The organism is Paenibacillus sp. FSL R7-0189 (assembly GCF_037969925.1).
Lineage (GTDB): Bacteria > Bacillota > Bacilli > Paenibacillales > Paenibacillaceae > Paenibacillus_AQ > Paenibacillus_AQ odorifer.
On the sequence record NZ_CP150223.1, the window covers coordinates 5527203 to 5552736 of the forward strand.

Annotated in this window: 27 protein-coding genes; 23 read left to right on the plus strand and 4 right to left on the minus strand. The window is 43.2% G+C overall.

Features of this window, described 5'->3' with window-relative positions; genetic code table 11:
* The first annotated feature begins 35 nt into the window (after positions 1 to 35).
* From MKY63_RS24165 to MKY63_RS24195, 7 genes are all read left to right on the plus strand, one after another.
* A complete protein-coding gene (locus MKY63_RS24165; protein WP_036687732.1) occupies positions 36 to 1310 on the plus strand; it encodes a methionine gamma-lyase family protein in 1275 nt (424 codons plus the stop codon).
* A gap of 62 nt (positions 1311 to 1372) precedes the next feature.
* Positions 1373 to 1783 (plus strand): MerR family transcriptional regulator, encoded by a 411-nt coding sequence (locus tag MKY63_RS24170; protein WP_019910684.1) that lies wholly within the window; start codon positions 1373 to 1375, stop codon positions 1781 to 1783.
* 33 nt (positions 1784 to 1816) lie between these two features.
* A complete protein-coding gene (glnA, locus tag MKY63_RS24175; RefSeq protein WP_036687730.1) occupies positions 1817 to 3145 on the plus strand; it encodes a type I glutamate--ammonia ligase in 1329 nt (442 codons plus the stop codon).
* Positions 3146 to 4055: 910 nt separating this feature from the next.
* Positions 4056 to 4745, plus strand: a complete 690-nt coding sequence (locus tag MKY63_RS24180; protein ID WP_076213476.1) for a hypothetical protein — start codon at positions 4056 to 4058, stop codon at positions 4743 to 4745.
* A 425-nt stretch (positions 4746 to 5170) separates the two neighbouring features.
* Positions 5171 to 5374: a DUF5316 domain-containing protein gene (locus MKY63_RS24185; RefSeq protein WP_076098761.1), complete on the plus strand. Its 204-nt coding sequence runs from the start codon at positions 5171 to 5173 to the stop codon at positions 5372 to 5374.
* A 34-nt stretch (positions 5375 to 5408) separates the two neighbouring features.
* Complete coding sequence (locus MKY63_RS24190; protein ID WP_052097084.1) at positions 5409 to 5900, plus strand: cupin domain-containing protein; 492 nt, start codon at positions 5409 to 5411, stop codon at positions 5898 to 5900.
* Positions 5901 to 6683, plus strand: a complete 783-nt coding sequence (locus tag MKY63_RS24195; protein WP_076213478.1) for an MBL fold metallo-hydrolase — start codon at positions 5901 to 5903, stop codon at positions 6681 to 6683. It abuts the gene before it with no gap.
* 48 nt (positions 6684 to 6731) lie between these two features.
* Here the strand turns inward: MKY63_RS24195 and MKY63_RS24200 are convergent, their stop codons facing one another.
* The 4 genes from MKY63_RS24200 to lexA all read right to left on the minus strand — a co-directional run bounded on the left by MKY63_RS24200 (position 6732) and on the right by lexA (position 9205).
* On the minus strand, positions 6732 to 7310 hold the full coding sequence (locus MKY63_RS24200; protein WP_036687725.1) for a hypothetical protein: 579 nt from the start codon (positions 7308 to 7310) through the stop codon (positions 6732 to 6734).
* 219 nt (positions 7311 to 7529) lie between these two features.
* The gene (locus tag MKY63_RS24205; protein ID WP_038571576.1) at positions 7530 to 7910 is read right to left on the minus strand and encodes a hypothetical protein; all 381 of its coding nucleotides are present in this window, start codon (positions 7908 to 7910) and stop codon (positions 7530 to 7532) included.
* A gap of 152 nt (positions 7911 to 8062) precedes the next feature.
* A complete protein-coding gene (locus MKY63_RS24210; protein WP_036687722.1) occupies positions 8063 to 8401 on the minus strand; it encodes a L,D-transpeptidase in 339 nt (112 codons plus the stop codon).
* A 177-nt stretch (positions 8402 to 8578) separates the two neighbouring features.
* Positions 8579 to 9205: a transcriptional repressor LexA gene (gene lexA, locus MKY63_RS24215; protein WP_036687720.1), complete on the minus strand. Its 627-nt coding sequence runs from the start codon at positions 9203 to 9205 to the stop codon at positions 8579 to 8581.
* 251 nt (positions 9206 to 9456) lie between these two features.
* Here lexA and MKY63_RS24220 point away from each other — a divergent pair, with 251 nt between their 5' ends.
* The 16 genes from MKY63_RS24220 to MKY63_RS24295 all read left to right on the plus strand — a co-directional run bounded on the left by MKY63_RS24220 (position 9457) and on the right by MKY63_RS24295 (position 25496).
* Positions 9457 to 9870: a LysM peptidoglycan-binding domain-containing protein gene (locus tag MKY63_RS24220; RefSeq protein ID WP_036687719.1), complete on the plus strand. Its 414-nt coding sequence runs from the start codon at positions 9457 to 9459 to the stop codon at positions 9868 to 9870.
* A 109-nt stretch (positions 9871 to 9979) separates the two neighbouring features.
* Positions 9980 to 10189, plus strand: coding sequence for a DUF896 domain-containing protein (locus tag MKY63_RS24225; protein WP_036687717.1), 210 nt, complete (start codon positions 9980 to 9982; stop codon positions 10187 to 10189).
* A 49-nt stretch (positions 10190 to 10238) separates the two neighbouring features.
* On the plus strand, positions 10239 to 10760 hold the full coding sequence (locus MKY63_RS24230; protein ID WP_036687716.1) for a hypothetical protein: 522 nt from the start codon (positions 10239 to 10241) through the stop codon (positions 10758 to 10760).
* Positions 10761 to 10794: 34 nt separating this feature from the next.
* Complete coding sequence (locus tag MKY63_RS24235) at positions 10795 to 11580, plus strand: HAD family hydrolase (protein ID WP_036687714.1); 786 nt, start codon at positions 10795 to 10797, stop codon at positions 11578 to 11580.
* A gap of 262 nt (positions 11581 to 11842) precedes the next feature.
* On the plus strand, positions 11843 to 12268 hold the full coding sequence (locus MKY63_RS24240; RefSeq protein ID WP_038571571.1) for a FixH family protein: 426 nt from the start codon (positions 11843 to 11845) through the stop codon (positions 12266 to 12268).
* Between the two features lie 119 nt (positions 12269 to 12387).
* Positions 12388 to 15825 (plus strand): methionine synthase, encoded by a 3438-nt coding sequence (gene metH, locus MKY63_RS24245; protein WP_076098764.1) that lies wholly within the window; start codon positions 12388 to 12390, stop codon positions 15823 to 15825.
* 143 nt (positions 15826 to 15968) lie between these two features.
* Complete coding sequence (gene rnz, locus MKY63_RS24250; RefSeq protein ID WP_036687710.1) at positions 15969 to 16907, plus strand: ribonuclease Z; 939 nt, start codon at positions 15969 to 15971, stop codon at positions 16905 to 16907.
* 293 nt (positions 16908 to 17200) lie between these two features.
* Positions 17201 to 17989 (plus strand): TIGR01457 family HAD-type hydrolase, encoded by a 789-nt coding sequence (locus MKY63_RS24255; RefSeq protein WP_076274630.1) that lies wholly within the window; start codon positions 17201 to 17203, stop codon positions 17987 to 17989.
* 45 nt (positions 17990 to 18034) lie between these two features.
* Positions 18035 to 18850, plus strand: coding sequence for a DNA-formamidopyrimidine glycosylase family protein (locus MKY63_RS24260; RefSeq protein WP_036687706.1), 816 nt, complete (start codon positions 18035 to 18037; stop codon positions 18848 to 18850).
* Positions 18840 to 19697 (plus strand): deoxyribonuclease IV, encoded by an 858-nt coding sequence (locus tag MKY63_RS24265; RefSeq protein ID WP_076274629.1) that lies wholly within the window; start codon positions 18840 to 18842, stop codon positions 19695 to 19697. Before MKY63_RS24260 ends, MKY63_RS24265 begins: the two co-directional genes overlap by 11 nt.
* Positions 19698 to 19700: 3 nt before the next feature.
* Complete coding sequence (locus MKY63_RS24270) at positions 19701 to 20045, plus strand: cyclic-phosphate processing receiver domain-containing protein (RefSeq protein WP_076274628.1); 345 nt, start codon at positions 19701 to 19703, stop codon at positions 20043 to 20045.
* The gene (locus MKY63_RS24275; RefSeq protein WP_038571558.1) at positions 20042 to 20365 is read left to right on the plus strand and encodes a thioredoxin family protein; all 324 of its coding nucleotides are present in this window, start codon (positions 20042 to 20044) and stop codon (positions 20363 to 20365) included. Before MKY63_RS24270 ends, MKY63_RS24275 begins: the two co-directional genes overlap by 4 nt.
* Positions 20365 to 21147 carry an ATP-binding cassette domain-containing protein gene (locus tag MKY63_RS24280; RefSeq protein WP_036687827.1) on the plus strand — a complete coding sequence of 261 codons (783 nt, stop codon included), beginning with the start codon at positions 20365 to 20367 and terminating at the stop codon, positions 21145 to 21147. Before MKY63_RS24275 ends, MKY63_RS24280 begins: the two co-directional genes overlap by 1 nt.
* On the plus strand, positions 21144 to 22211 hold the full coding sequence (locus tag MKY63_RS24285; protein ID WP_036687700.1) for an SAM-dependent methyltransferase: 1068 nt from the start codon (positions 21144 to 21146) through the stop codon (positions 22209 to 22211). Before MKY63_RS24280 ends, MKY63_RS24285 begins: the two co-directional genes overlap by 4 nt.
* A gap of 123 nt (positions 22212 to 22334) precedes the next feature.
* Positions 22335 to 23828, plus strand: coding sequence for a serine/threonine-protein kinase (locus MKY63_RS24290; RefSeq protein WP_081386913.1), 1494 nt, complete (start codon positions 22335 to 22337; stop codon positions 23826 to 23828).
* A 114-nt stretch (positions 23829 to 23942) separates the two neighbouring features.
* On the plus strand, positions 23943 to 25496 hold the full coding sequence (locus MKY63_RS24295) for an ABC-F family ATP-binding cassette domain-containing protein (protein ID WP_036687697.1): 1554 nt from the start codon (positions 23943 to 23945) through the stop codon (positions 25494 to 25496).
* The last annotated feature ends 38 nt before the right edge of the window (positions 25497 to 25534 follow it).

Genomic DNA, 25534 nt, shown 5'->3' on the forward strand with positions numbered 1-25534 from the left:
GATGGCAAGTAAATGTAAGGAGCGAATAAGAACTAATGGCAGTTTTTGCAGAAGATATTTTAGGAGCGGCAGAGTCCGCAGAAGTTGAAATTGAAGGTGCAGTCAAAGCCCTCGATCGAATTGTCGATAAGAATCAATGGAAGGTTATTGAAGCGTTTCAACGTCATCAGGTCAGTGATTATCATTTTGCGGGTTCAACGGGGTATGCTTACAACGACCGTGGACGCGAAGTGCTGGATCTTGTCTATGCTGACGTTTTTGGTGCGGAATCAGCTTTGGTGCGTCCGCATTTTGCTTCAGGAACACATACCATTTCAACAGCCCTCTTTGGTGTGCTGCGACCAGGAGACGAGCTTTTATACATCACAGGTCGTCCGTACGATACCTTACACAAGGTGATTGGCCAAGCAGGAGATGGGACAGGCTCACTCGCAGACTTCGGAATTACATATCGGGAGGTTGCCCTTACCGCAGAGGGTAAGATTGATTGGGAAGAGGTAACTCTCTCTATCAATGAGAAGACTAAAGTAATTGGAATTCAAAGATCGCGTGGTTATGATTGGCGTGCTTCCTTCACAGTAGCCGAAATAGGTGACATGACAGCGAGAGTGAAGTCATTGAAACCGGATGTTATTGTGTTCGTTGATAATTGCTATGGTGAGTTTACTGAAGAGCTTGAGCCTCCACAGGTTGGAGTGGATCTAGTAGCGGGTTCATTAATTAAAAATCCTGGTGGTGGAATTGCTGAGACGGGTGGATACATCTGTGGGCGCAGAGATCTAGTAGAGCTTACAGCGTACCGTCTTACAGCTCCTGGTATCGGCGGCGAAGTAGGTGCAATGTTAGGAACTACCCGCGGGTTATACCAAGGGCTGTTCATGGCTCCGCATACAGTTGGACAAGCCCTTAAAGGCAGTATTTTTGCGGCAGCTGTATTTCAGCGCTGCGGGTTTGAGACGAAACCAGCGTGGAATGAACCTCGTACAGATTTGATTCAGGCGGTTTCCTTTGATGGACCGGATCACTTAATTGCCTTCGTGCAGGGAATTCAACGTGCTGCGGCGGTAGACAGCCATGTAGTTCCAGAACCATGGGATATGCCGGGATATGAACATCCTGTCATCATGGCGGCAGGTACGTTTATACAAGGTGGTAGCTTAGAGTTATCGGCAGATGCGCCTATCCGTGCGCCTTATATCGGCTATATGCAAGGGGGATTAACCTACTCCCATGTCAAATATGGCGTTTTGATGGCACTCCAAAGTATGCGTGATCGAAAATTACTGTCAGAAAATCTTACACACCATTGACACGCTGTATTAGGAAATGTACAATGAGATCAGAAAAAGATCATTGGAAGGTTGGATGAGTCATGGGTGATGAAATCCGCAGAAATATGGCATTATTTCCTATTGGAATTGTAATGAAGTTAACTGATTTATCTGCAAGACAAATTCGTTATTATGAACAGCACAGTCTAATCGTACCTGCACGTACATCTGGGAATCAACGTTTGTTCTCTTTTAATGATGTTGAGCGCCTATTAGAAATTAAGGCCTTGATTGAAAAGGGTGTTAACATTGCTGGCATCAAGCAAGTAATGAACCCAGTCTCTAAGGAATCCGAAGAAGCTACTGTGATTACCCCTGACACAGAGGTTAGACGTAGAGAGCTATCAGATTCGCAGCTTCACCGTTTGCTGAAGCAAGAACTAGTTTCCGGTAAAAGACCGGGACAGGTATCGCTTATTCAAGGTGAGTTATCCCGGTTTTTTAATAAATAATAATATACAGAGTTTTGAAAGGGAGAGGATCACGTGAGCTTTTCTAAAGAGGATATTTTACGCATTGCCAAGGAAGAGAATGTTCGTTTCATTCGTCTGCAATTTACAGATCTGTTAGGTACTATCAAGAATGTAGAGATTCCGGTTAGCCAATTGGAAAAAGCACTCGACAACAAAATGATGTTTGATGGTTCCTCCATTGAAGGTTATGTACGGATTGAAGAATCCGATATGTATCTCTTCCCAGATCTTGATACTTGGGTAATCTTCCCTTGGGTGACTGATAGCCGTGTTGCACGTCTGATTTGTGACGTGTATATGCCTGATGGTACTCCATTTGCTGGAGACCCACGTGGTATCCTGAAGCGTTGTCTGAAGGAAGCCGAAGAAATGGGCTTTACAGCGATGAATGTTGGACCTGAACCTGAATTCTTCTTGTTCAAAACAGACGAAAGAGGTAACCCAACTACAGAATTGAACGACCAAGGTGGTTATTTCGACTTAGCTCCTACGGACTTAGGAGAAAACTGCCGTCGTGAAATCGTATTGACCCTTGAAGAAATGGGCTTTGAAATCGAAGCATCCCACCATGAAGTGGCTTCCGGCCAGCATGAAATTGATTTCAAATATGCTGACGCGATCACTTCTGCTGACCAAATTCAAACCTTTAAGCTCGTTGTGAAGACGGTTGCCCGTCAACACGGCTTGCATGCAACTTTTATGCCTAAACCTTTGTTTGGTATTAACGGATCGGGTATGCACGCTCACCAATCCTTGTTTAATGGCAAAGAAAACATGTTCTACGATGAAAGTGACAAGCTAGGTCTGAGCAAAACTGCACGTTACTATATGGCTGGTATTTTGAAGCACGCTCGTGCTTTTGCAGCGATTACTAACCCAACAGTGAACTCTTACAAACGCCTTGTTCCTGGTTATGAAGCACCTTGTTACGTAGCTTGGTCTGCAAGTAACCGTAGCCCGATGATTCGTATCCCGGCTTCGAGAGGGCTTAGCACACGTGTTGAAGTTCGTAATCCGGACCCGGCAGCTAACCCATACCTCGCACTTGCTGTTATGTTGAAAGCAGGGCTAGACGGAATTAAGCGTAAGCTTGATCTTCCAGCCCCAATTGACCGTAACATCTATGTGATGTCTGAGGAAGAGCGTATTGAAGAAGGCATCCCGAGCTTGCCATCCGATTTGAAAGAAGCGCTAAGCGAAATGATCCGCAGCCATGTAATTACCGAAGCTCTCGGCGAACATGCGCTGGCTCACTTCTACGAGCTGAAAGAAATCGAATGGGATATCTATCGTACTCAGGTTCACGAGTGGGAAAGAAACCAATACATGACTTTGTACTAGAACCTTTAAACCCTTGACACCTTTGGTGTTGAGGGTTTTTTTGTTTGGGCAAAATAGTGGTTTTGTAACCATCAATGATATGTCTACGAAAAATGCCCGCGAAATGCCCACAAATAGCTGAGGTTAAGGTTATTCGAGGATGTTTTACAGGTGAATATCAAAATTGGCATATTGTTGATTAACAATTTTAACGTGTAAGAAGTTGTTCATTTATCATAAATAATGGGATATGATTTGATATAGAAGAATTAAATGCAGAGACGGAGGAGTGAATTTGGATATAGTTTGGTCAAACTTAATATTAACTTTGATAATTTTCGGGATTTTAGTGGTTTTGATTTTTAAAGGTATAAGTTTATTAGTAAGAAGTTATAAATCAAAAAAATAACTCTTCAGACGAGTCTGCATAGTCATGACAGATATTGGTTATATTCCCGCATCGCTCTGACTTTAAAAGGATTTATCAAAGAGTGTTGACACAAATCTGAGTTACAGATCATTAAGGATGGCGATTTACAGAACCACCCCGCGGTTGGCTGTGAGTCGCTATATTATTATTTTTGTATATTCTAAAAGTGTTAAAGTAAAAGTGATTGTAAATTTTTTTCACTTTAATTGATTTATCGTCTACCTTGCTCTTGCTCAGTCCAATTAACCTTATAAAACCGAGAAGAACTAAGATCTCATGGGTCACTTTATGGAATCTGGTGGCATTAATTAAGATAGTAGGTGCCCGAATCGTCCGGGAACAATTTGAATTTCGAGCACAACTCCATAGCTGTCAATAAGAGTGAGTCGATTGAATGAAATTTTTCAATCCGTAGCAATAAAAATGAAGAAAAGATTTGAAGAATAAGAGGATACGTTAGTCATGTGGGTAATAACTATTATAGTAATAAGGAGGTGCGTAATGAAAAAAATATTATTAACTACAGCTACTAGTATTCTTCTGTCTGCCTCAATTCTCGGTGCATGTAGTAACAATAAAACAACAAACGAGACAGAGCCTACAGCGTCAAGTGCAGCACCTACGCCAGTTGTCGAAGCTACAACCACTCCCGAACCTTCTGCTACTCCTTCTATGGAGGCGCAGGAGTCCGCCAGTCCGGAGGCCACTGATCCTCTAGCATCCGATCGACCAAAGACCAAAGCATTTGGTGAACAGGAGGGAGGGGTCTCAGGGCAAGAAGGTACACTTGGGCAAGGTGATGGATATTCCCTGTATGTTTTTCAGGGTTTCACACTAGACTCACAGTCTGGTCGTTTATCATTAACTGAGGATCCAACCTATTATGCCGAAATTGAACACTTGCCTGCCGGTTACGATCTCACAGCTTTGAAGCAACAGGGACAAACCGAGCTTTCTGCAATTGGTAAAGCAAACGACCATAGCGGGGAACTAATTGAACATCCTCTAGGTTTTGCAGAATTATATCTGCAGGCTACCAGTGATAAGGGGATAGAAGATTATATGGTCTGGAAAAATCAGGCGGGGGAAGCTTTTCTTTTTCGGATACACAATCCTAAGGGTGATTCGTCGAATAACTTTGCACCTTGGGTGATGGTTTCACTGGCAACACTTGAACTTGAAAGGAATTAAGTGTAAACAGAACCGAAGGGGTTGTATGGAGTAGAAGAAGTGTGCCATAACCATAATCAAAAAATGGTTGTTGGCACACTTCTTCTTCTTTTTGGTACCTTACTTCATTTGAACGCCAATTTCCATTTGCTGAGGTTGCAAATTTCGCGTATGAGCCCGGTATAGGACCCAGCAGACCTTATATGAAGCTTTATCCCACATTTTGGATACTAAAGGACCCCATAGTCGCTATTGGCATTAAAAACACTCAATATGAGCCTCATTCTTAGGAATAACGTCACTGGAGTCCGAAACCATGCTCCAAAGGCTGAAAATAAGCAAATAGCGTCATCTGGGTCCGAAAGTCATGGCGCGTAGCAGAGGAATTTAATGTTAAAATATCTTGTATATAGATAACTAATTCTTACCTGCGAAGGAGTAAGTTCATGCAAATTTTTATTTACATAGGCTTGGGATTTTTTATAATTTCAGGTATATGTGTTGGAGCCTTCACGACAGGTACACAACAAAGAGGTAACTTTTATTCGGAATCTAAGCAAGACCGTAAAACTAAAAACAAAGTAGCGAATGGGTCCGCTTTAGGTGGTCTTATTTCATTAGCTATAGCTGGGATTCTTTATTTGTTGTAATTGAACGCAAAATATAAGGAGGAGGAGTGTGCAGATGGTGAAGATTTTTAATGAAAATACGGTCTCATTTACTCAAAAACAGTCCCCGATCCCAGAGTTTGCTTGGCATACGAGTGAAAGATTAGCTGAAATGGTGGGCTCCAAGCATTTAGTTTTTGATATCAGATCTTTAGATCCTGATAAATATTCTTATCCTTATCATTTTCATAGAAATGCTGAAGAGATATTTGTGATTTTAGCGGGAAAAGCGATGTTAAGAACGCCTGAGGGTATTACGGAGGTTACGGAAGGAGATGTAATATTTTTCGAAATGGGACCGGAAGGGGCGCACCAGCTTTATAATCATACGGATGCACCATGCAGGTATCTGGATCTCCGAACGAATCAGGGAATAGATGTTTGCGAATATCCAGACTCAGGCAAAATCAACATTTTGCCTTATCAAGAAATCTATCAAGCGGATGAACAGGCGGATTATTATAAGGGAGAAGAGCATGTAAGGGAAAAATGGAATGGGGGAGCGTAATTGGTTAAAGATCGTTGGTTTACAGTAACGGAAATTGATCCGACCACCTATGCAATCAGTGAATATGGACATTGGGAAAAGGTGCATTCTTTTTTACTCTTGGGGCAAAAACAAGCCGCGTTAATTGATACGGGATTAGGTATTGATAATATAAAAAGAATAACGGATCAGTTAACGGATTTACCTATCGCTGTCATAACTACACATGTGCATGCAGATCATATTGGCAGTCACGGACAATTCGAGACAATCTATGTTCATAAAGAGGATGAGGATTGGCTGATTAACGGAATAAAAGGCTTGTCCCTTGCCCAGATTCGAAAGGATATGAGTCGAGACATCACCCTTCCTGTTCCTGAAACCTTTGATCCTAACACCTACATACCTTTTCAAGGGAAACCAACGGCTCTTTTACAAGAGGGGGATGTGCTCGACATAGGTGGGCGCGAAATAGAAATTTACCACACACCAGGTCATTCGCCAGGTCATATCAGCCTATTTGATCATGCCAACGGATATCTGTTTACAGGTGATTTATTGTATGACGTTACGCCAATCTATGCTTTTTACCCTTCGACTAGTCCGGCTGATTTAGTGGCATCCTTAGAGAAGATTACAGAAATTCCAGGGGTTACCCAAGTATACGGCTCTCATAATACGCTGGGTTTAGATCCATCTATTTTGCAAGGGGTCAAAAAGGCAGTTCGTGAGTTGCGTGAGCAAAAGGAAGTGGCACATGGTACGGGTATTCACCAGTTTGATGGGTTCAGTGTGCAATTTTAGTTCTTTCAATGTCGAAAACAAATGAGAGGTGTGGCGATAACAACTTAATTATTCAGATACGATTGATCTGAACAGTGCATGTAATTGTTGTACTTGGGAGTAAGCTTCCTTGTACTGGTTGTCGGATTGTCGAATAGGCAATAAACCTGGCAAGAAGGAAATACAATACACAGGCGTTTCTTTGCTGTTCATATATATTTTAAGCGTGAGTTCTTCTATCACATTAGCTTCTTCATCAGGTTCCTTAAGGACGTTAATATCTGCACTAGTTGCAGTTGTTTTGCTGTTTTGTTGTCTTTTGGAGACTTTTGAAAGGGTAAGTGCGTTAACCACAATCTCGGATCCCATTACATTATCGAAAGAGTATAGCTTTGCTACTGCTTTTTTGTTGCTCTTCGGATTTCTGGTGCCTATTGCTAATTTTTTATTAGGTTCGTTAAGTGCGATCAAGTGAGATTGATTGGGGGGAATGAATGTTTTGGTGAAAATGATGTTAAAGGATGCAGCCGCATTAACTAGCATAGAAATATCAGATGAAGTGGATAGCGTTTTCAATTTTATAATGGCGGCACTTAGAATTAAAACAACTCCTAAAATAGCAAATAAGTACACTAAGATAATCAGCATATAATCACCTCCCAGTTATCTCATTAGACTCAAATTGTTGCTTATTGAAAGATATGCCTGAATGATCCCCACTAGTATCTTTTAAAAGGGAAATTCGTGGAATTATAGGATCGGCTTCGGAATTAGCCCAAAAAAAGCACCCGGAGAAACCTGCCGATTCTGCAAATGGCGCAAAATTGGGGGTTGCTGCAAGGGTGCTTTTTAAGGTAAGTATGTAACCTATAGAAAATTGAAGGCAGTGATATGATCGGTATAAACAATCAGCTGTTTGTATTCGATCGGAGTCCCATAACTAGCATAAGGTCTTACAGTAACGTCATTGAGGACAACAAAGTTATAGCTGAAATTTTTATCAGGGTGTTCTGCTCCCAAATAAGATATGTATTCGTCTACTATTACATCATCCATCAAAGATTTTAAATCAAATACATCCTCTTTGTTGGAGACGGCTGGAGAGACGATTCCCTGAATGCTGCCAAAAGAGGTGAGCAAATTCACTTTTTTTCCACTAGCTTGTTCATCATTTAAAAGTAAACCGGACAGCTTACCCAGTGCATCGACTTTAAAATCGACGAGGGTTCTAATTTTTGAGTTATTCAAAACTAAACACATCCTTTTCAATTTGCAATCCTGTTAACAATATTCGACATATAATCACCAAACTCCTAGTATGCTAATGAAAAAATACTTACTTATGTAATGACCCCCATTCTGTATATGGTGATTTGGGGGTTGTGACGTCCTCAGCGAATTCAATTCCTTATCGTTACTCGTGTTCCTATAGGGACGATAGCTGCGAGTGTTAACACATCCTCGTTGTACATCCGGATACAGCCGTGGGATACCTCTTTCCCAATGGAGGAAGGATCATTCGTTCCATGAATCCCGTAGTGTGGTTTAGACAGTCCCATCCAAAAGGCACCAAAGGGACCGCCTGGATTGGGTTGTTTGTTAATAATCGTGAATTCTCCCACTGGGGATTGGGTTAACATCTTACCAATGCCGACAGGGAAACCTCTAATCACAATATCATTGTCCAGAAGATATAACATTCGTTGGGTCAGATCTACAATAATTCGGTAATTTGGCATTATGCACAACACTCCTTTCTAATTAGGATATGAGCAGAACGCCTAAACGGTTATTCATAGAAAATGCCCATTTTAGCGAACGAGAACAAATGTTCGTTAGTGGTTGAGAAAGCAAAATACACAGAAAAAAGGCTGTTCCGCATTTGCGGAACAGCCTTTTATGGTAGGAGTGCATACTTAGTGGATATCTCGAAACAATCCGATGACTCTTCCGAGAATAGTTACGCGATTAAGGCGAAGAGGCTCATAAGCTGGATTCTCCGGCTGAAGCCGTATATGATCACGTTCCTTGTAAAAGGTCTTAACGGTTGCTTCATCTTCTTCAGTCATGGCTACAACGATATCTCCGTTGTCCGCTGTTTGTTGTTGGCGAACAATTACATAATCACCATTCATAATGCCAGCATCCACCATACTATCACCCATAACTGAGAGCATAAATACTTTGTTGTCACCTACATAGTGAGTAGGAAGTGGGAAGTAGTCCTCGATATTCTCTGTAGCAGTGATAGGTACCCCGGCGGTAACTTTACCTACGACAGGAATCCGTGAGATGGTCTGGGCGAATTGGTGAACATTCTCTGAATCCTCTTGGCCTAGTAATTCTATTGCACGTGGCTTCGTTGGATCTCGACGAATAAGTCCCTTCTTCTCAAGCCGGTCCAAATGACCGTGAACTGTGGAGCTGGAAGCAAGGCCAACAGCTTCTCCAATTTCCCGGACGGAAGGTGGATAACCCTTGCTGCGGACTTCGCTTCGTATAAATTCCAGGATCGCCAGCTGGCGACTTGAAATCTTTGACATTGGAATCAACCCCATATAGTAATGTTTGGGAAAATTATAACATAGAACTACCGTTCGCACAAACATAAGTTCTAACTATTATAAATATTAATCTGCTAGAGTTAAAAAATGGTAGACAAATGATAATAAAATGTACCACATGAGTCTCTCGAAAAAAAGAGAACAATTGTTCTGAAATAGTATTGAACAAAACACATGTTCGTGTTATTATGAATTCGAAAGTAAGAACAAGTGTTTGGAGGATGATAATTATGCTAAAATACAGTACATACCGCAGCATCTACGATAAGGCCCCAGTGGTTGAATCTTTAGGACATAATGACGTTGCCCGTAATTCCGCTAAGGTGAAAGAGATAACGGAACGTTTGCTAGGAGGGATGATTTCGTTGTTCCGTCAGGACTTCTTTATTAAGTTAATATTGATTATCGTGCTAGTATTTTCTGGCCTAACAGTAGTGGGAAATGTATTTGCAGGGTCGACGACTATAATGAAGGAAGAGAAGCGGATTGTGGTTGAACGTGGAGATACACTATGGAGTATTGCCCTTAAGAATAAACCGGCTGATATGAAGACAGTTGTTTATATAGAAGGAATTAAACGTTCAAGTGGGATTAAGAGTAGTCAAATTAACGCTGGAGACATACTTACTTTACCTATTTATTAATTTTCTGAGAACATAATAGAATGACCAGTAGAGCTTGCAGGGAGTAGACCTTGACAAGCTCTTTTTCTCATGGCAGAGTTAGAATTAATTTATAGGGGGAGGGAAAGTATTGAATATTGATGAGTTGGTCGCGCGAATTAACGAATTGGCACGCAAACAGAAGAGCGTAGGCCTTAATCAAGAGGAAGTGGCGGAACGCGCCAAGCTTCGTGAAATTTACCTGGGGAATATCCGCAATAACTTCCGAGCACAATTAAATACTATTGAAGTAGTAGATAACGATGAGCATGAACAAGGTAACAAGGGGCTTAAACATTAGCTCGCTGTTCCTTTTCATAGATATTTCAGGATGACTAGGGGGAACGCACATGGCCCGTTCTTGGGAAAGAATGGTTCAACGCAACACACAGCAAATCAACAAGCAAAGAAAGAAACAAGGCAAGGATACGATTTATGCCTCTAAATCTCCTACCCAGAATGCCGAAGTCTTTAAAGGTCGCAACATTGCATTTCCGGTAGTGTTAGTGATACTTGGCACTATGTTTTGGGTAGTTGGTTCTATTGATCAGGCCAAAGGAAATGGCATGCTGGCTAATTGGTTGGGAGTAGTACTGTACTATTTGCTGGCAGCGCTATTGTTCTTCCGTCGTCCGTACTTGAAGGTGGAAAAAGCAAGACTGTCTACTATTAAATTCAATCGCGAACGCGGGCTTCCAGCTGCAGATATTGAGAAAATCACCCTTTCGCGTGGAGCTGTAGTCATTAAGCACAAAGGGAAACGTACGAAATGGATTTTCACAAGACTTATGAATCGCTATGATACTAATGCGATGAGTACACGATTAGAAGCATTTGCTAAAGCTCACAACATTGAAGTAGTTCACGAATAGAACTAGACCAGTTAAAGGGAGAGGGAGACCTGTAATGCCAATTTCTGCTGTACTATTTGACCTTGATGATACATTGCTGTGGGATGATCGGAGCGTCGAAGAAGCATTTCGTTCTGCTTGTGAAGCCGCCGGGGATACGATTGATCCACAAGAACTAGAAGTTGCAGTTCGTAAGGAAGCAAGTAGCTTGTATGAATCTTATGAGACGTTCCCATTTACAAAGATGATCGGAATTAATCCATATGAAGCACTCTGGGCGAACTTTACGGCAGGTGAACAGCCAGAATTCCGTCAATTGGAGCAGCTTGCACCGGTATATCGTAAAGAGTCTTGGCGTCGCGGACTTGCAGCCTTAGGGGTGGAAGACGAAGCACTAGCTGAGACCTTGGCAACTAAATTCGCAGCAGAGCGCAGAAAACGTCCATACATCTATGAAGAAACAATGCATGTACTGGAGCAGTTACGGGGTCAAGTGAAGCTTTTGCTACTTACGAACGGCTGTCCTGCACTGCAACAAGAAAAACTAGATGGTGTGCCAGAGTTAATTCCTTTCTTTGATCATATTGTGATTTCCGGAAGCTTTGGTAAAGGCAAACCGGATAAGGAAATTTTCCTGCATGCTTTAGAGCTTCTTGATGTAACTCCTGAGCAAGCGGTTATGGTCGGCGATAAGCTTACAACGGATATCCGTGGGGGGCTGGCAGCAGGGTTGACCACGGTCTGGATTAATAGAAAAGGTAGAGCACCTAGTCTTGATATTCATCCGGATCATGAAATCAATCACCTTGAGGAACTTCTTCCACTAGTTCAATCCTTGTAAGATATGCAGAGCTATTAGCTCCAACATAAAGACTTTATAAAAGCAGCGAGTTTCTGAGATCCTAAGAAACTCGCTGCTTTTCTGTACATACATACTAACATAAGGATTTCATTAGATTTTTAAGTAAATGATTTAAGTCACAAGTCTAATGCGGAATTGATGCAAAATACTGAAAAACCAATAATAATGTGTATAATAGATGGAGATGTATAACATGAATTGGTAGATTTTTATTATTCGATAATGATTGGGAGGGCTCCAAATGATGAGATCGAAGAAATTAGTCGCTGTATTATTAGGTGCAACACTTCTAGTACTAGGTGGATGTTCTTCAAATGGAACCAAGCATTCAGAAATACATAACATGAATATGAACATGTCTATGGAACCTATCAAAGTCGAACTACAATGGAGTCCTGAAGAAGTTGTTGTAAATCAAAAGGTAACCTTTGAAGCTGTGGTGACCCAAGATAACGAGGCAGTAGATGATGCAAAAGAGGTTCTGTTCGAAATTGTGAATAAAAATGATGAGGGACAGAAAATAGAGCTTAAGGGAAAGCTAATAGGTAAAGGAGTCTATCAAGCAGAAGGGACCCTTGAAAAGGAAGGACAATATAATGTCACTTCACATGTGACAGCTCGGACACAGCACTCTATGCCTAGCAAAGAGCTGTCTGTGAAACCATGATTCAAAGGTTCACAACGGTTGCTGAGCAATAACAGATAAAGCAGAGTGGAAAGGAAGGCTTTTCGAAATTCCTTTATTCTGCTAAACTTACTCTAATGTTTTACTGGGGGGACTATTAGTTGGCTAAATATACACTTGAGGAAAGCTTACAACAAAGGATTTTGATCCTTGATGGCGCAATGGGCACAATGATCCAACAGGTGCCTCTTACTGGAGAAGATTTTGGTGGCGATGAGCTGGATGGCTGTAATGAAATGCTGGTATTAACACGTCCAGAAGTCATTCAGACGATTCATGAGCAGTATCTCGAAGCAGGGGCTGATCTCATTGAGACTAACACATTTGGTGCAACCTCTGTTGTACTAGCTGAATATGATATTCCTCAGCGCGCACGTGAGATCAATCTAGCGGCAGCAGAGTTGGCTCGCAGAGCAGTAGACAAATATGACACACCTGACCGTCCGCGATACGTCGTGGGGGCTATGGGTCCAACAACAAAAACGCTCTCAGTAACTGGAGGCGTTACTTTCCAAGAGCTAGTTGATAGCTATGAGGAACAAGCAGTGGCATTGATCGATGGTAAAGTAGATGTTTTGCTGCTGGAGACCTCTCAAGATACACTTAACGTTAAAGCTGGAAGTATTGGTATTCGTAATGCTTTTGAAAAGACTGGCATCACATTACCGGTTATGATTTCAGGAACAATTGAACCAATGGGTACTACACTGGCGGGGCAGAATATTGAAGCATTTTATATCTCATTAGAACATCTGAAGCCTATCTCTATGGGCCTCAACTGTGCGACTGGTCCAGAGTTCATGCGGGATCATATTCGTTCGCTTTCAGAGATCTCCTCGGCAGCCGTGAGCTGTTATCCAAACGCAGGATTGCCGGATGAGAATGGACATTATCATGAATCTCCAGATTCTTTAGCTCGCAAGATTGCAGCCTTTGCTGAAAAAGGCTGGCTGAATATTGCGGGGGGCTGCTGTGGAACGACACCAGAGCATATCCGTGCGATGAAGGAAGCACTTTCCGAATATCCTCCACGCCCGCTGGCAGGTAATCATCCACCTGCACTTTCAGGTATTGAGCCTATCTATATTGAGAACGACAACCGTCCTTACATGGTTGGTGAACGTACGAATGTACTTGGCTCTCGTAAATTCAAACGTCTTATCGTCGAAGGTAAATATGAGGAAGCCTCAGAAATTGCCCGAGCTCAGGTAAAGAGTGGGGCACAGGTTATTGACGTGTGTGTACAAGACCCTGACCGCGATGAGATTGAAGATATTAAGCTTTTCTTAGAACTGGTTGTAAAAAAGGTTAAAGTACCTCTGATGATCGATACTACCGATCCTAAGGTTATTGATTTAGCTTTGCAGTACTGCCAAGGTAAGGCGATAATTAACTCTATTAACCTTGAAGATGGTGAAGAGAAATTCGAGCTGGTGACGCCGATCATTCATAAATATGGCGCAGCTATTGTTGTGGGTACCATCGATGAGACGGGACAAGCAATTAAGGCGACAGATAAACTGGAAGTGGCTAAACGCTCCTATGACTTGCTAGTGAACAAGTATGGTTTAGCAGGAGAAGATCTTATTTTTGACACGCTGGTGTTCCCTGTAGGAACCGGAGATGAACAATATATCGGTTCAGCAAAAGAAACGATTGACGGCATTCGTTTGATCAAGGAAGCACTTCCAGGTGTTCATACGATCTTGGGCATCAGCAACGTCTCCTTTGGATTGCCGGAAGCGGGACGTGAAGTGTTGAACTCAGTATTCCTTTATGAATGTACAAAAGCTGGATTAGATTATGCGATCGTAAATACAGAGAAAGTGGAGCGGTATGCTTCCATTCCTGCCGAAGAACGTCATCTTGCTGAGGAACTGATTTATAATACGAATGATGAGACGCTTTCTGCTTTTGTAGCTGCTTTCCGTGGTAAAAAAGTAGAGAAAAAAGAGAAGATTTCCAACCTGTCACTTGAAGAACGTTTAGCCTCCTATGTGGTTGAAGGTACGAAGGAAGGACTCATTCCTGATCTAAATGAAGCATTGACTAAATCTGGTCCGCTGGAGATCATCAATGGACCGCTGATGGCAGGGATGTCGGAAGTCGGCCGGTTATTTAATAATAATGAATTGATTGTTGCTGAAGTGCTGCAAAGCGCTGAAGTGATGAAGGCTTCTGTGAATCACCTAGAGCAGTTTATGCAGAAGGATGAGACAGCGGTTAAAGGAAAAATTATGCTGGCGACCGTAAAAGGGGACGTGCATGATATTGGTAAGAATCTAGTGGAGATCATCCTCTCCAACAATGGTTATCAGATCATTAATTTGGGTATAAAAGTACCACCAGAGACCATTATCGAAGCCTTCCGTCGAGAAAAAGCTGATGCGATAGGATTGTCCGGGCTGCTTGTAAAATCTGCTCAGCAGATGGTGCTCACCGCTCAGGATTTACGTACAGCTGGGATCGATGTTCCGATTATGGTTGGCGGCGCAGCTTTGACCCGTAAATTTACGAAGACCCGTATTCGTCCAGAATATGACGGCCTAGTATTGTATGCTAAGGACGCTATGGACGGGCTGGATATTGCCAATCGGCTTATGAACCCTGAAGAACGGGAGAAGATTGCCGAGGAAATTCGTGTGGAGGCAGAAGCAGCGGTTGCGGTTGCGCCTAAGCAAGAACTGCCGAAACTAACCAGAGCAGTGCGTTCCAAAATATCTCCAGATGCACCTGTTTTTGTTCCACCGGATTTAGAACGCCACGTACTGCGTAACTATCCATTGGGGCATATTATCCCCTATGTGAATATGCAAATGCTGCTGGGTCATCATTTGGGGTTACGGGGTTCTGTAGAAGCCCAATTAGCTGCTGGAGATCAGCGGACTGTTGAACTGAAGGGTACCGTAGACGATATTCTCCATCAAGCGATGCTAGAGGGTACCATTACTCCACATGCTATGTATCAATTCTTCCCTGCACAATCGCAAGGGAATGATATTATAGTGTATAATCCACAGAATACGTCCGAGATCCTGCATACCTTTACTTTCCCAAGACAAGGGGTAGAGCCTCATCTGTGCTTGGCGGACTTCTTGAAACCTGTTGACAGTGGTATTATGGACTATGTTGGATTCCTAGTTGTAACAGCAGGTCACGGTGTACGTGAATTGTCTACTCAGCTGAAAGAAAGCGGAGATTATCTGCGTTCACACGCCTTGCAGTCGGTTGCACTTGAAGTGGCAGAAGGACTGGCAGAACGTGTCCATCATATGATGCGCGATACTTGGGGTTTCCCAGATCCGGCGGATATGACGATGAAGCAAAGACATGGGGCAAGATACCAAGGGATCCGTGTTTCATTTGGTTATCCTGCATGCCCGGATTTAGAAGATCAAGGTCCACTGTTTAAGTTGTTATCTCCAGAGGATATCGGTGTTCACCTTACAGAAGGCTTTATGATGGAGCCCGAAGCTTCCGTTTCGGCTATGGTATTTGCCCATCCAGAAGCGCAGTATTTTAATGTAGAGAAGCTGTAATTCTTTCATTTATATACCTGGTCTGTAGGGGATTGTATCCCTTTCAGCGGAACCTCCCGTAACTGGGGGGTTTTTTGCTGGAAGAAGGTCGTTTAGAATTGAAAAGAGATGGTTGAGCCAATAAGTAGAAGGGAGGAAAAAGAATGGATTTATATTTTTTAGGTACTAATGCAGGTGTACCAACGCTACAACGTAATGTAACGTCCGTTACATTAAGACTGCTGGAAGAACGTCGCAGTATTTGGATGTTCGATTGTGGGGAAGGTACACAACATCAGGTTCTTAGTTCACCGATTCGGCTAGGAAAGCTGGAAAAGCTATTCATTACCCACTTGCATGGTGATCACCTATTTGGTCTTCCAGGTCTATTATCAAGTCGTGGTTATCAGGGAGGGACAGCGCCGTTAACGGTGTACGGCCCCCCTGGCTTAAAAGCATACCTAGAGATCTCCTTAGCTGTGAGCCAATCCCGAATTCCTTATAAGATTGAGATTGTGGAGCATACAGGAGGAACTATATTCGAGGATGATGGCTTTAAAGTTGAAGCTGCATTACTTGAGCACCGCATTGACAGCTATGGCTACCGGGTAACGGAAAAGGATAGTCCCGGAAGCCTCAATACGGAATTGCTTAAGAGTTATGGTTTAAAACCGGGACCGATTTATGGGAAATTAAAAAAAGGTGAAGATGTTGTTACGGATGAAGGTGTACGAATCTGTGCTGCTGATGTTGTCAGGGAACCTAAACGAGGACGTATTGTTACTATCCTTGGGGATACAAGACCTTGTTCGGGAGCCTTAGAACTCTCTCTTAATGCAGACCTTGTTGTTCATGAAGCAACCTTCGCCCATGATCTGGCTGACATGGCGTATCAATATCATCACAGTACAGCGCGTCAGGCTGCAGAGTTAGCAAAAGAAGCCAAAGCAGGACAGCTGTTGCTGACTCATTTCAGTTCTCGTTACAGCTCGCATGAAGAGTTAATTCCTTTGCTTGAGGAAGCTGAACTCATATTCCCTGAGACATTATTAGCTGAGGAATTTAATGCATATCCGGTACCTCGCAGACTAAATGGGCAATAGGGGGAATGATTATTTTCCGGGAAAGCGCAGGAAATGACAGTGCTATGCTAAAAAATGCTGGATGGGACGCTTGTTCGATTTCATTCGACGAAGTGTGTTAGATTTAAAGTAATCACGGAGTAAAAGACGAACGAATGGCTGGACATATTGCCGAAAATCAGTAGGTGATATCTTCCACCTAAAGGGCTTGAGTATGCCTGTAAATCCAAGCAGGGCAAAGGCTGCGAGTTTGTTAATACTATTATTTATTTATTATATTAATTAAATTTATTATGGAAACTGAGGGGTTAGTGATGGAACAAATTGAAGGATTATTGATTGATCTAGACGGTACATTGTACCATGGGCATAAAATGATTCCCGGTGCTGATCTGCTGATAAAGGCTCTTCGTGAATCGGATATCCCTTTTTTATTTGTTACCAATAACTCATCGCGTACGGCAGCTAACGTTGCTGCCCACTTAAGTGGAATGGGAATTGAGGCGAAAGCTGAGGAGGTATGTACCTCTTCTATGGCAGCCGCACGTTACATAGCTGAGGAATCACCTGGGGCTACAGTGGCGATACTTGGAGAAGAGGGACTGCGTATGGCTTGCATTGAGGCAGGGCTCCAAATCGTCACAGAATCCCCTGATTATGTGGTGCAAGGTATCGATCGTTCTTTTAATTATGCTTCGTTAGCTCAAGCTTCGCGTTGGATTTTGAGCGGGGCAAAGTTTGTGCTCACCAATCCAGATTTAATGTTACCATCAGATGATGGGGTTATGCCGGGTGCGGGTACGATCGGTGCAGCAATTGAGGCTGCCAGTGGTGTGAAGCCAGTAGTGATCGGTAAGCCTGAATCGCATCTGATCAAATATGCGACAGATCTTCTGAAAATTCAACCTGAACATGCTGCTGTTGTTGGGGATAATATGCGTACGGATATCGCTGCCGGTGTTAATGCGGGCTGTCGTACAATCCTTGTTCTTACCGGTTTAACCACTACAGAGAATATGGAGCACTATAAAAGTATCACAGGGATCACTCCCGATGAAATATGTGCCGATTTAGCTGAACTTAAAATGTTTCTCGGTGTATAATAGCTAGGGTCTTATTACTTCACCAACTTAGAGGGGACGATGAGTATGCCAGAATTGCCGGAAATGGAGAATTATAGACAGCTGCTTAGCCAGCGTATTATAAATGTTCCGATAACTAATGTAATTGTGAACAGAGAAAAAACAATTAACATGGAAACAGAAGCTTTCATTGATGCCTTGATCGGTGCGCGTGTTGTTTTTGTAGAGCGGCGCGCCAAGTACATTTTGTTTCATCTCCATGATGGACGAAGATTACTATTGCATTTAATGCTGGGTGGATTACTTTTTTATGGTTCAGAAGAAGAGCGGCCGGATCGTAATACGCAAGTAGAAATCGCATTTGGTGATCAGATCCTTTATTTTATGGGCCTGCGGTTAGGGTTCTTACATTTAGTATCCGTGAAGGAAAGCGAAGCAACGATGGGTAAGCTTGGACCTGAGCTGCTGGATCGACGGATGACGCCGGAACGTTTTGCAGGAATATTAAAAGGGCGGCGTGGTGCGTTAAAAAGTCTGTTAGTGAATCAGCATGTAATGGCGGGTATTGGAAATTGTTATGCGGATGAGATTGCTTTTGACGCTGGGCTTCTGCCTTCAGTTTTAGTACAAAATTTATCACCTGAAGCCATTTCCCGTCTGTATCAAAGCATTCAAAAAGTATTAACTGATGCGACAGAGATCGGCGGATACATGGAAATGCCGTTTATGACAGGTGACATGGTTACGGGTTCCTATAATGATCAATGTAAAGTCTATGACCGTGAGGGCGAGCCTTGCCTACGCGATGGGGGAACGATTATCAAAACAGAGCTGTCTGGACGCAAAGTATTTTATTGCCCAGACTGTCAGCATGAAGCCTAAACCCAAAATAGGGGCTCATGTTAGCATTCGTGGTGGATATGGGAGAGCTGCCCGATTGGCTTGGGAGAGCGGTGCAACAAGTTTTCAATATTTTCCGAAAAATCCGCGCAGTCTGAAGCTAAAGACGGTTGATATTCGAGATACAAGGGATTGTGCACTCTTTTGCCAAGAAAAAGGAATCACCTCTATCGCCCACACCCCTTATGCAATCAATATGGCTGCGAATAGGGATGACGCTACCCCTCGAGAGGTGTATGTAGACTCCCTTCTTAACGATCTGGAAATTGCTGAAGCCTGTGGTTCCTTAGGCATTGTTGTTCATTTTGGACATTTTGCTGGAATGGAGCCGTTACAAGGCTATCAAAATATTATACAATGTATGAATGAGACGCTGGAGTCCTGGGAAGGTAACGCCAAGCTGCTAATTGAGAATCAAGCGGGCAACCATGGTACCGAAGGGATTACACTTGAAGAATTGGTGAAGGTTCGTGAGCTTAGCCAGTTTCCCGAGAAGATTGGATTTTGTCTGGATACCTGTCATGCTTTTGCAGCAGGAATTTGGAATCCTGAACATACGGAAGACTTGCTTGAACGAGGAAACCAGCTTGGATTTTGGCCGCATCTTGTAGCTGTTCATCTTAATGATTCTATGTTTCCCTTTGGTTCAAGACGGGACCGGCATGCTGGAATAGGAAAAGGTTTTATCGGCGAAAAGGGTCTTGAAAGCTTAATAACTTCTGATCCATTACGTAAAACATCTGTTGTTTTGGAAACTGAAAAGGGTCCAGATGGCAGTCATCGGAATGAAATAGCTACTGTTCGCAGTTGGTTTGAAGCGGGGGGCTAGAAAGTGATTCATATCTATATGGACGATCTCCGTAAAGGTCCGCTTGGATTTGCTTTAGCCCGGACAACAGAAGAATGTCTTCTGATGCTGCGTGAGTGTGAGGTCGGTATTTTATCGTTAGATTATGATATGGGACCGGATGATTATTCAGGTGGGGAAGTGGCTAGACGGATTGTTCTGGAAGGACTGTACCCCTGTGAAATCTATCTACACACCTCCAGCGTTTTAGGGAGAAAAGAAATGTATGAAATCTTATACACGGCTAAACCTGAGGGGATGCGCTTGTTTAATGGTCCCCTGAGTTCTGATAAGCTTCATGATATCGCTGGGGAGACGGGACTAAAATGAAGGAAATGAACGAAGCGGATTTACTGGAGATACTCACGAGACCGGGAGAACCGCTGGTAGTGTTTTTGCATACTCCGCTGTGTGGTACCTGTAAGGCAACAGAACGCATGTTGGAAGTGGCGGCACATCTGTTGCCTGCTGAACTCCAAATGGTTGCTGGAAATGTGAACATGTTGCCTAATCTGGTACAACAATACCGTATTACCAGTGTTCCTGCTCTACTAGTGGCTTCTGCTGACCGGATAGAGGATCCGCATATTTATTATTCAATGGTTTCAGTTGAGCGGATTCTGGAATACATAAGGAGTGTTATATCATGATCATTTCATTACAACATTTATCTCTGCGCAGAGAAGAAAGCCTAATCTTGGACGATGTGTCCTTAGAAGTTAAGGAAGGCGAAAACTGGGTCATTTTGGGACGGAATGGTTCTGGCAAAACAACAATTTTGGAGATTATGACAGGTTATTTATTCCCTAGCAAAGGAACTGTTGAGGTATTGGGGAATAAATATGGTCAATGTGATTTACGCGAGGTTCGTAAAGAAATTGGTTATATTGGTCCTTCCTTAATGGAGAAGATGTCTTTAAATGATCCGGTGTGGGAGGTTGTCGCTACAGGAGCTTACGCTTATTTGCGTTTCTACGAGAGCATTCCACACGAAGTGAAGGAGAAGGCAATCCGCTTGCTAGAGGATATGAATCTGGGCAATATGGCACTTCATCCTTTTGGAACCTTGTCACAGGGAGAGCGAAAAAAAGCAATGCTGGCAAGATGTCTTATGGCTGACCCCAAACTACTGATTATGGACGAGCCTTGTGCAGGTCTTGATCTGTACGAAAGAGAAAAAATGCTGGCTGAAGTAGATAAGCTGAGACAACGTAATGTCTCCGTTGTTTATGTAACTCATCATGTGGAAGAAATTGTCCCGCTTTTTACACATGTTGCTTTAATTCGCGACGGTAAGCTAGCTGGTTCCGGACCGAAAGAAGAAGTATTAACCAAAGAAATGATCTTGGCCACCTATGATATTCCTGTTGATGTAGAATGGGATAGCGGTCGTCCCTGGATTAAAATTAGACCTGGAGGCAAAACGATTTGAACGAATTAAGACATGATAACGAAGAGCAGACCACTGCTCCGGAAGAAATAGTGTACTCCCGATATATTTGTACAGCTAATCACGGCTTTGCGCCATATGCTCAGGAAGAGCTTCGGCGCTTGTTCGGCGCAGTGAAGAGTACGCTGCTGTTGCCGGGAGAAATCTTTCTCGCCACCCTGCAGTCTGAACCCGAGGAAGTATCACGATTGCTCACACAGAATCTGCCCATTTTCCTTCGTCATATACAGCCTGTGCAGTTCCAGGATGAAGGAACCATGGAAGCACTACAGCGTTTGGCTGTGTATTTAAGCCGCCGCAGTGAGCTAGAGGGGGAGAAAGTATCCCTAAATGTTCGTAAAGGGGATCCTTCCTTCTGGCAGGAAAGTCCGGGCGAACTTCGTGAATGGCTGCAGGAGCAATTGCAAAGCTTGGGTGCAGAATTTACAGTACAAGATCCGGCATGGGTCATTTCTGTCTACGCAGACGGGAATGCCTTATATGCAGGAGTGTCCAGACCAGAAGAGAATCTATCCGGCTGGAATGGCGGTGCAATCCGCTTCCGCAAGGAAGACGGACAAATCTCACGTGCTAAGTTCAAGCTGATGGAAGCGGAGAAGGAGTTCGCTATTCCTTTTTACAGCTTCCGTAATGCGCTTGATATTGGCGCCTCTCCAGGGGGCTGGACTTCTTTCTTGCTGGAGCGTGGGATGAAGGTAACAGCGGTTGACCCTGCTTTGATGCATGAATCGCTGCGTAATTACCCGGGTCTGAAGATCCTGCGCAAAAATGCCGGAGAAGTGAAATTCCGCGATAATGAATTTGATCTGCTTGTATGTGATATGAGCTGGAGTCCTAAGCTGATGGCAAAGCTTGTAACCGGGCTGCTGCACAGCCTGTCACCAGGCGGAACAGCGATTGTGACCGTAAAGCTGATGCATAAGAAACCTCTAGCGATGATCAAAGAGATCATTGCAATGTTTGAGGGCGAACGTATGCAGATTCAGCGGGCTAAGCAGCTGTTTCATAATCGTGACGAGATCACGCTTTATATGATTAAATACTAGGTAAGATCCTAATTTAAAAATCTTAAGGGAAAGCATCCCGTTATTAACGTTATCGTAATCTGCGGTAACAACGTTAATGGCGGAAGCTTTCTCTTTTTTTTATGTGAAAAAGGGGGAAGTTCAGTGAATTTTGCATCGAAGCTTGGGGTAGGGCAGATAATGGACGCCAGATACAGAATTATTGACCAGATTGGAACAGGTGGAATGAGTATTGTTTATCTTGCGGAGGATCTGCGTTTAAAGGGGAAACGTTGGGCTGTAAAAGAAAGTGTTAGCTCAGCAACGCTGCATTCGGACATTGAAGCGGAAGCGGAGATGCTAATGGGGCTGGATCACCCGCGGCTTCCACGTATTGTTGATTACTATCTTTCGGATAAAGAAGGGTATTCTTATTTAGTCATGGATTATATTGAAGGGATAACTTTAAGTCAGCTGATGAGGGATAATCCCGGACCTTTGCCTTGTGAATTCATCCTACAAATTGCTAAACAGCTTTTAGAAGTCCTGCAATATTTGCATGGTCATCATCCGCCCATTGTTTATCGTGATTTAAAGCCCTCCAATCTTATGTTAACTAAGCAAAAAGAATTAATGTTAATCGACTTCGGAATCGCTCGAAATTTTAGAAAAGGCATCGCTGAAGATACGGTGAAGCTTGGTACAGTAGGATTCGCGGCTCCTGAGCAGTATGGGAATGGGCAGAGTCAACCGGTTTCTGACTTATATGGTCTTGGTGCGTTGCTTTTATATATGGCTACCGGAGGATTATGCAGCCACTGGGAGTCAGGAATGGAAAATAAGTTGCGTGACCAAGTTCCCGCAGCTTTTATTCCGATAATAAGACGTTTATTACGGCCACATCCGGAGGAAAGATATCAGGAGGCAACAGCTGTTATTCAAGCACTGGTTCACGTGGAGGCTGATATGGATGAAGGTAATCATTCAGCAGTGTCTGTACCCCTAGCAGTTGATAAACGGAAAGCTAAAGTGATTGCCTTACTTGGAGTAGGGCCGGGGCTTGGAACAACACATACTTCATTTGCGATTAGCAGTTATCTGGCACAGATTGGTTCAACAGCTTGGGTTGATCTATCACCGGATTCATCGGTTTATGATCGCATGCACAATTTGCTTGATGTGCAGAGCGCTTCAGTTCCTGCTGAGAGCTCTGAGTCTGTATTTTCCTGGAGGAAGGTTCATTACTGGAAGCGACCTCACCATGGGGATGTAGCAGAGCTTATGAGAGGGGCTTATCAATTTGTGGTATTAGATCTGGGCACGGGTGGATTTGATGGAGCGCTGGAAGAAATCAAACATAGCGATATTCCCATTCTAATTGCTTCTGGCGCAGATTGGCGACTGGAGGAAACTTTATTATGGATTAGGAGGAAGGGGCTGCAGCCTGAACGGGATTGGAGAGTGGGTTTACCACTTGCTGAACAGCAATCTGTTGAACTGTTGCGAAATTCTTTAGGTATAGATAGGGTTTATAATTTACCGTGTCAGCAAGATCCATTTTTACAAAAAGGGAAGTTGGCAGATGTAATTGCTGAGCTATTAGGGGACATTAAGGGCGAACGAAACGATGGAAAACGCCGTGGTTTTTTCTTAAGATAGGCTATTGGGACTAACATTTAATTCAGTGTTCCGCTAAAGTGTGATAAAATATATATTTATACGTGATTTGATTTACGCATTATTTAAGTATAGACAGGAGCTTGCGGAGAATTTATGAGTTTACTTACTGTAGAAGACGTTTCCCACAATTTTGGGGATCGGACGTTGTTCAAGAACGTGTCTTTCCGGTTGTTACCAGGAGAACATGTTGGAATTGTTGGAGCAAATGGCGTTGGTAAATCGACGCTAATGAATATTTTGACAGGAAAGCTTTTGAAGGATAATGGTAAAGTAGAATGGACCCCTCGGGTGCGTTACGGTTATTTGGACCAACATACGATTCTTACACCAGGAAAAACGATTCGCGATGTTCTAAAGGACGCTTTTCTGCCACTGCTTGAGTTAGAGCAGGAAATGCTGAAGATCACAGAGCAGATGGGTGATGCTTCGCCTGAGGAACTAGAAGTACTACTGGAGCAGATGGGGGACATTCAGGAACAACTGGACATCGGAGATTTCTATCTGATTGATGTAAAAGTGGAGGAAATGGCAAATGGTTTAGGCCTGTCCGTGATTGGGCTTGATCGTGATGTAGCTTCTCTTAGCGGTGGTCAAAGAACCAAAGTACTGCTGGCAAAGCTTTTGCTTGAGAAACCCAATGTACTATTGCTTGATGAGCCTACCAACTATTTGGATGTTGAGCATATCGATTGGCTGACCAACTATTTGAAACAGTACCCATATGCATTTATCTTGATTTCCCATGACACTGAGTTCATGAATAAAGTCGTTAATGTCGTTTATCACTTGGAGTTTGGTAAATTGACCCGTTACACGGCGAACTATGAGAAATTCCTTGATATGGCGGAGATGAACAAAAACCAGCATATCGATGCCTATGAGAAACAACAAGATTTTATCAAAAAACAAGAGGACTTCATCCAACGGAATAAAGCGCGTGCTTCAACCTCAGGCCGGGCAAAAAGCCGTGAGAAGCAGCTTGATCGTATGGACCGAATTGATCGTCCTGAAGAAGCTGCTAAGCCGACCTTTAAGTTTAAAGAGAGCCGGGCAAGCGGCAAAACCGTATTCGAAGGAATTGATTTCGAGATTGGTTATGATCGTCCGCTGCTGCCACAGCTAAATATGGTCATTGAACGTGGGGAGAAGATTGCTATTGTTGGCTGCAATGGTGTAGGTAAATCTACACTGCTGAAGACTATTCTGGGAGTGATCCCAACATACAGCGGCAAAACCTATCTTGGGGATTATCTGAACCCTGCATATTTCCAACAAGAAGTGAAAGCAGCTAGTCTTACGCCTATTGAGGATGTCTGGAATGAATTCTCCAGTTTAACTCAGAACGAAGTTCGTGGGCATCTGGCTCGCTGTGGTCTAAAAAATGAACATATTACACGTCCGCTTAGTATGCTGAGCGGTGGGGAGCAAGCGAAGGTGCGTCTTTGTAAGCTTTTGATGCGTGAAAGCAACTGGGTACTGTTCGATGAACCTACCAATCACCTTGACGTTATTGCTAAAGCAGAGCTGAAGCGCGCTTTGCAAGAATATAAAGGCACAGTCCTGCTTGTATCCCATGAACCTGATTTCTATGAAGATTGGGTTACGAAAATTTGGGATGTTGAGCAGTGGTCAGCTGTACAAGTATAGAATAATCATAAATCCGGAGAATAGCAGACATCCTGCTG

Bases quoted from the DNA above. Each gene is read 5' to 3' on its own strand.
- MKY63_RS24265 (WP_076274629.1), top strand. From the start codon at position 18,840: ATGAAGCCTAAACCCAAAATAGGGGCTCATGTTAGCATTCGTGGTGGA.
- rnz (WP_036687710.1), top strand. From the start codon at position 15,969: ATGGATTTATATTTTTTAGGTACTAATGCAGGTGTACCAACGCTACAA.
- MKY63_RS24170 (WP_019910684.1), top strand. From the start codon at position 1,373: ATGGGTGATGAAATCCGCAGAAATATGGCATTATTTCCTATTGGAATT.
- MKY63_RS24185 (WP_076098761.1), top strand. From the start codon at position 5,171: ATGCAAATTTTTATTTACATAGGCTTGGGATTTTTTATAATTTCAGGT.
- MKY63_RS24165 (WP_036687732.1), top strand. From the start codon at position 36: ATGGCAGTTTTTGCAGAAGATATTTTAGGAGCGGCAGAGTCCGCAGAA.
- lexA (WP_036687720.1), bottom strand. From the start codon at position 9,205: ATGTCAAAGATTTCAAGTCGCCAGCTGGCGATCCTGGAATTTATACGA.
- MKY63_RS24275 (WP_038571558.1), top strand. From the start codon at position 20,042: ATGAAGGAAATGAACGAAGCGGATTTACTGGAGATACTCACGAGACCG.
- MKY63_RS24190 (WP_052097084.1), top strand. From the start codon at position 5,409: ATGGTGAAGATTTTTAATGAAAATACGGTCTCATTTACTCAAAAACAG.
- MKY63_RS24210 (WP_036687722.1), bottom strand. From the start codon at position 8,401: ATGCCAAATTACCGAATTATTGTAGATCTGACCCAACGAATGTTATAT.
- MKY63_RS24180 (WP_076213476.1), top strand. From the start codon at position 4,056: ATGAAAAAAATATTATTAACTACAGCTACTAGTATTCTTCTGTCTGCC.
- MKY63_RS24260 (WP_036687706.1), top strand. From the start codon at position 18,035: ATGCCAGAATTGCCGGAAATGGAGAATTATAGACAGCTGCTTAGCCAG.
- MKY63_RS24235 (WP_036687714.1), top strand. From the start codon at position 10,795: ATGCCAATTTCTGCTGTACTATTTGACCTTGATGATACATTGCTGTGG.
- MKY63_RS24240 (WP_038571571.1), top strand. From the start codon at position 11,843: ATGATGAGATCGAAGAAATTAGTCGCTGTATTATTAGGTGCAACACTT.
- MKY63_RS24230 (WP_036687716.1), top strand. From the start codon at position 10,239: ATGGCCCGTTCTTGGGAAAGAATGGTTCAACGCAACACACAGCAAATC.
- MKY63_RS24220 (WP_036687719.1), top strand. From the start codon at position 9,457: ATGCTAAAATACAGTACATACCGCAGCATCTACGATAAGGCCCCAGTG.
- MKY63_RS24295 (WP_036687697.1), top strand. From the start codon at position 23,943: ATGAGTTTACTTACTGTAGAAGACGTTTCCCACAATTTTGGGGATCGG.
- MKY63_RS24255 (WP_076274630.1), top strand. From the start codon at position 17,201: ATGGAACAAATTGAAGGATTATTGATTGATCTAGACGGTACATTGTAC.
- MKY63_RS24200 (WP_036687725.1), bottom strand. From the start codon at position 7,310: ATGCTGATTATCTTAGTGTACTTATTTGCTATTTTAGGAGTTGTTTTA.